This window comes from uncultured Gimesia sp. (assembly GCF_937919775.1).
In the GTDB taxonomy this organism is placed as follows: domain Bacteria; phylum Planctomycetota; class Planctomycetia; order Planctomycetales; family Planctomycetaceae; genus Gimesia.
The window spans coordinates 1-5,233 of record NZ_CALFPF010000420.1 but is presented as its reverse complement, the minus strand read 5'-3'; the positions used below and the strand labels follow the sequence as shown (position 1 = coordinate 5,233).

Genomic DNA, 5,233 nt, shown 5'->3' with positions numbered 1-5,233 from the left:
GCCGATTCCGGCACTGATTGAATATGCCGTGTTTAAACAGAGGCGGACGGCCATTGAATATCAGGGGGCATCGGTCGAAATGATCGAGCACGTCATGGCTGCATTGGCGGGATTACAAATTGATAATTGCCGCATCGAAATAAATGCGCCAGAGGCCCCTTGTTTTGACGGTTCATCGCTGGAACTGTCACAGGAACTGTTGGAATCTGGCATTGTCGAACAACCCTTCAAGAGGGCATTGATCTGCATCGAACAACCTGTGTCCGTCGAAGACGAATCGGGATGTTTTATTCAGGCCAGGCCTTTGAACCGTTCCGTAATGGCGATTGGCTACTATCTGAATTACGGAGAAGATTCGCCAGTTGAGCCACAGTGCCTCACTCTGGAAATCAATCCTGATACGTGGATGAATCATCTGGCATTCTCGCGAACTTTTGTTCTGGAGGAGGAAGTCGAAGCCATGCGCGGGCTGGGTTATGGATTGCGACTTTCTGCTGAGGATTTGCTGGTGCTGGGACAAGACGGTGCGATTGATAATGAATTAAGAACATCAGATGAATGCGTTCGTCATAAAATATTAGATTGTCTGGGTGATTTTGCTCTGATTGGCTGTGACCTGCATGGTTATTTCAGCGCGCATCAGTCGGGGCATGCATTAAATCGAGAGTTGATCAAAAAAATTAAATCGACGCATCGTTCCAGTTTATCTGATGCAGTATGGAAAGTTGCCTGAGATCTCAAATTGTGGTTGCTTTTCGGCAGCCTTTTATTCACGTTCTGATACATCATTGACTGCAAATTTTTTAGGATGTCGAACATGCCGACAAATATATCAAATCTTTCCTACGTCGATCCTAAAGCAGAAATCGGGGAAGATGTTTCGATCGGGCCATTTTGTTACATTGGTCCCGATGTGACGATCGGAAATGGCTCTGTGCTGGACAACCATGTGACTGTTACAGGGTATACAACCATCGGAGAGCGAAATCGTTTTTTTCCCACATCAGTGATCGGTGCAGAGCCACAGGACGCAGGGTATTCGGGTGCTCCGACTAGTGTTGTGATCGGCGACGATAATCTGTTTCGGGAAGGTTGTACGATACATCGTGGAGCAGAAAAAGAGGATCACTGCACACGCATCGGAAACCGGAATACGTTTCTCTGTAATTCGCATGTGGCACATAACTGTCGCATCTTCGATGATGTGACTCTGGTCAATGGAGTATTACTCGGAGGCCACGTGCATGTACATGATCGGGCCATTGTTTCAGGCAACACGGTCGTGCATCAGTTTTGTACTATTGGGACTCTTGCCTTTATCACTGGTGCATCGCGGGCGACTGTAGATGTGCCTCCCTTTATGATCTGCACAGGGGCGGATGACTTCCGGATTCGTACCGTCAATATTGTGGGTATGCAACGTGCCGGGATTTCTGAGAGCTCTGTTTCGGTCATTCGTCGGGCACACCGTCTGTTCTATCGAAAAAACAAAAAGCTGGAAGAAGTACGCGATATTTTCAGTGAGGAACTGGAAGGGGTGCTGCCGATGGCTTTGCAGACTCTATTTAACCATTTTGAGGCCATTCAAGGCAGTAAAGCGGGTAGAGGTCGTGAAGCAGCGGCCCGGAACGCGAAATACATTCCTGAAGAAAAAGATCAAAGTTCAACACGGAGAGCAGCATGAGTTTATTGAAAGTCGCCGTCGTCGGTGTCGGAGCATTAGGCCGTCACCACGCCAGAATTTTGGCCGGTCTGGAAGGTGTGGACCTGTTTGCCGTCGCGGATACGAATCCGGTCCAGGGACAGGCTGTTGCAGAACAGCATGGCAGTCGCTGGGTTTCTGATTATCGCGAATTGTTTCAGGAAGCCGATGCCGTTTCGCTGGCTGTTCCGACGCACGCGCATCTCGCGGTTGCCAGTGAATTTTTATCCCGCAGGATTCCGGTTCTGGTCGAAAAACCGATTGCCTGTAATCTTCGGGAAGCAGAAGAACTGGTGCGGATCGCTGAAGCTCATGATACTTTGCTCCAGATCGGGCACGTGGAACGATTTAATCCAGCGACACAGGCAGCATTTGAGCGTTGTTCGAATCCTCGTTTTATTCGTAGCGAACGCGTCAGCCCTTATACGTTTCGATCGACGGACATTGGCGTGATTCACGACTTACTTATTCACGATATCGATCTCGTGCTTTCCCTGGTGAACTCTCCCGTTCAGAGTGTCGAAGCATTTGGCATTTCTGTAATGGGGGAACATGAAGACGCGGTTCAGGCGCGGCTACGGTTTCAAAATGGTTGTATTGCCGATCTGACGGCCAGCAGGATTTCACCGACCGCTAAGCGGGCGATGCAACTCTGGGGCGCCTCAGGCTGCGTGACAGTGGATTTTACCAGCCGGGAAGTGACGTCGTATCGACCATCGGAAACGCTGCTCTATGGAACTCCTCCACTCGAACGCGCGCGGAAAGCGGGAGCGAATCTTGAGGCGTTGAAGCAGGATGTGTTTGGTACGTTTCTAAAAGTGGATTCACCGGATGTCTCAACGGCAGATGCATTGACAGCTGAACTGGATAGTTTCGTGGAAGCGGTTCGAGCTGACTCTCAACCACTGGTAGGAGGTCTGCAGGCGCTGCAAGCAATGCAGGTTGCGGAACAGGTTCTCGAAGCAGTGAACCGCCACGAGTGGGATGGTAGTCAACAGGGAGCCGTTGGACCGTTTATTCAGTTTCCTGCAGAACAACGCCGACTGGCCGGTTAAATCAGCCAATCGGCGTGACACACGTCATTGCTCAGTTCCTGATCAATCAGAGTTCAAATCAACTCTTCCAGGGCTTCCGTAACTTCATCGGCGTGTCCGTTCACTTTGACTTTCGGCCAGGCAGCAGCGATTTTACCTTCCTTGTCAATGAGGAACGTGGCGCGCTGAATGCCCATGTATTTCTTGCCGTAGTTCATTTTTTCAACCCAGACGCCGTATTTTTCTGCAATCTCATGATTTTCATCTGAGAGCAGAATGAACGGCAGTTCGTACTTGGTCGCAAATTTTTCATGCGAAACGACTGAGTCCGGGCTGATTCCCAGAATCACGGTGTCATTTCGTTTGAACGTGGCAACTCGATCCCGAAACTCACAGGATTCGGTAGTGCATCCCGGAGTATCGTCTTTGGGATAAAAGTAAAGGAGCACGTTTTTTTCGCCTTTGTACTGACTCAGACGAATTTTTCCTTCGGGGTAAGCAGGGAGATTAAAAGCAGGAGCACGTTTGCCAACTTCTGGTACTTTGCTTTCAGCAGCCATTGTAGAATCCTTCAGCGATAGGGGTAAAAACGGGACAGAATCCCGTCAGAAATCGTGTTATTAAAATATCCTGAAAACGCAACAGGATTTAGTCTAACAATGCCTCGCGCGATTGCATAATAGCAGGCAGGCTGCAAACTTTCGACAGAGTGCCGTAGTACCATTTGGGGGAAGAGGCAAAATCAGGATCGCCAGTATTGCTGGTGATATTTGGTGATTGTTTTCAAGGCCGGTTTGGCCTGGCCTTCGAGGTTGATCAAGCCGGAATGCGGAAATCGGCGTGCATCCTGGTCCCGAAACCGGGACCAGTAAACTCCCGTCACAGCTGGCTTGGCCAGGAGTAAGGGCAGATACAAGTCGATCCATTCTGCCTGTGCGGCTTCGCTCCAGTCTGTTTTCCACTGGCTTGTCTGTACTTTTGAGATGGCAGGGTTTTTCGCCTCGACGTTCTCACCGTCGCTGGGGAATGCCAGCGTAATGTGTAAAGGGAGATTCAGCACACTCCACTTGTCGATCAACTTCGAGATATCGAGTAAATCGTGATGATGAGAGCCATTGGGGTAGTAGCCGATGCTGAGTTCCAGATCCACTCCGGAAAGTCCGACTCCCAGCCGGTCGATCGCATCTACAAACTGCATTGGCGAGAGCTGGTGCTGTCCTTTGGAGAGATAGTCGCCCCACGGTTGCTCTACTCTGATGAAACACTGAATCGAATCATCGGTCTGCTTGGCGACCTCGATGGCGCGTGCTGTCAATGTGAGACGGGTTTCTTCGTTGAGACCGAATGCACCACCTGTATTCATGGAGGAAACCAGAGTCCAGGTTCGGATACTGCCGGTATAGCGCGTGATTGCGGTTTCAATAAAATGTGAAATAATGCTCTGGAAGTTGACCATATCCAGCTTCCAGGATTCAAGCCACTCAGGCAGTCCGTGTGGTGCAAAATCGAGCAGGCACCCGCCGCGAATCAGGAGATGGTTTTTTTCGCACCAGTCAACCTGCTGATCGCATAAATCCCAGTGCTGATCCCCCTCATAGGGTTCGATCAATTTCCAGTTAATCAAATCGGTGTTGGCAGCGTCAAAAGCCTGGCAGATCTGCTGGCTTTCCTTTGCGTTGGGAATAAGCTCACCCAAGTTACAGCCAAGTGAAACAGGAAGTTTCATTGACTGAGACCGTTGATGGAGAATGGTCAAACGCTGTCGGGCATAAAGCTGAACCAGCATTTCGGCTGCTGCATGTGCTTTCTGCAGCGCCACTCCAGCCAGTTCTGAGCACTCTTCCAGTTTATCCTGGATCACGGCCGCCTGTGAGAATGCAGAGAAGGCTTCATCATGCAGCTTCCAGAGCGCAGCGGGAATATTCAGACCGGCGATTTGCCACACACTGAGCTGGTCTTTCAGAGTTGAAATTTTCCCGCGGGCCAATTCAAGCATCAGTACGTAGGGTTCTTCCCGTTCCGGAAGCGAAGCCGTTCTGACTACTGGCCGGCCAAAGTCGGTAATATTCCAGACGATATTGAGTTTGCAGCTTTGAGAAGTCTGGCGGCGAAAAGTCAGAAGATTCCCGTCCACTTCGACGCGCGTTGGAAAGACACGGCCATCGACGGCGTTCAGATAGGCACGATGGAGATCAGACCAGTCTTCCGGTACTTGAGTCGGTGCAATTAAAAAGCGCAAATTGCCCATAAAACGGGTCACAATCGTTATCTGATTTTTCAATGATGATATTAACTTCAGGCCTTATTATCCATTATCACGTTTGAGGGGCTTCAGGCAAGTGTAGACTCGTATGTATGTACATTGAAGTGGGAGAGAAGCTCAGGCAGACAGGAACCTGACGATCACTCATTTTGTGCGGGATTTACGGGTTATGATTTTTCGTCAATTGTTTAGCACGCTGGTTCTCGCTACACTTCTCAGTGTTCAAATTCATGG

General features: G+C 49.8%; 5 protein-coding genes. 3 read left to right on the top strand and 2 right to left on the bottom strand.

The window, feature by feature from the left end; translation table 11 throughout:
- The 3 genes from Q0294_RS11500 to Q0294_RS11490 form a co-directional block, all read left to right on the top strand.
- Positions 1–733 (top strand): UDP-3-O-acyl-N-acetylglucosamine deacetylase (locus Q0294_RS11500; RefSeq protein ID WP_299465048.1); only part of this gene is annotated, 733 nt, incomplete at its 5' end.
- Positions 734–817: 84 nt separating this feature from the next.
- On the top strand, positions 818–1,684 hold the full coding sequence (lpxA, locus tag Q0294_RS11495) for an acyl-ACP--UDP-N-acetylglucosamine O-acyltransferase (protein ID WP_299465045.1): 867 nt from the start codon (positions 818–820) through the stop codon (positions 1,682–1,684).
- Complete coding sequence (locus tag Q0294_RS11490) at positions 1,681–2,757, top strand: Gfo/Idh/MocA family oxidoreductase (protein ID WP_299465042.1); 1,077 nt, start codon at positions 1,681–1,683, stop codon at positions 2,755–2,757. The genes lpxA and Q0294_RS11490 overlap by 4 nt, the downstream gene beginning before the upstream one ends.
- Before the next feature lie 53 nt (positions 2,758–2,810).
- On the opposite strand, the gene bcp is transcribed toward Q0294_RS11490, so the two are convergent.
- Together bcp and Q0294_RS11480 are read right to left on the bottom strand one after the other, a co-directional pair.
- On the bottom strand, positions 2,811–3,296 hold the full coding sequence (gene bcp, locus Q0294_RS11485; RefSeq protein ID WP_299465039.1) for a thioredoxin-dependent thiol peroxidase: 486 nt from the start codon (positions 3,294–3,296) through the stop codon (positions 2,811–2,813).
- A 182-nt stretch (positions 3,297–3,478) separates the two neighbouring features.
- The gene (locus Q0294_RS11480) at positions 3,479–4,996 is read right to left on the bottom strand and encodes an endo-1,4-beta-xylanase (protein WP_299465036.1); all 1,518 of its coding nucleotides are present in this window, start codon (positions 4,994–4,996) and stop codon (positions 3,479–3,481) included.
- Positions 4,997–5,233 lie beyond the last annotated feature (237 nt).

Excerpts from the sequence above, each read along its gene's own strand:
- bcp (WP_299465039.1), bottom strand. The coding sequence starts at position 3,296 with ATGGCTGCTGAAAGCAAAGTACCAGAAGTTGGCAAACGTGCTCCTGCT.
- Q0294_RS11490 (WP_299465042.1), top strand. The coding sequence starts at position 1,681 with ATGAGTTTATTGAAAGTCGCCGTCGTCGGTGTCGGAGCATTAGGCCGT.
- lpxA (WP_299465045.1), top strand. The coding sequence starts at position 818 with ATGCCGACAAATATATCAAATCTTTCCTACGTCGATCCTAAAGCAGAA.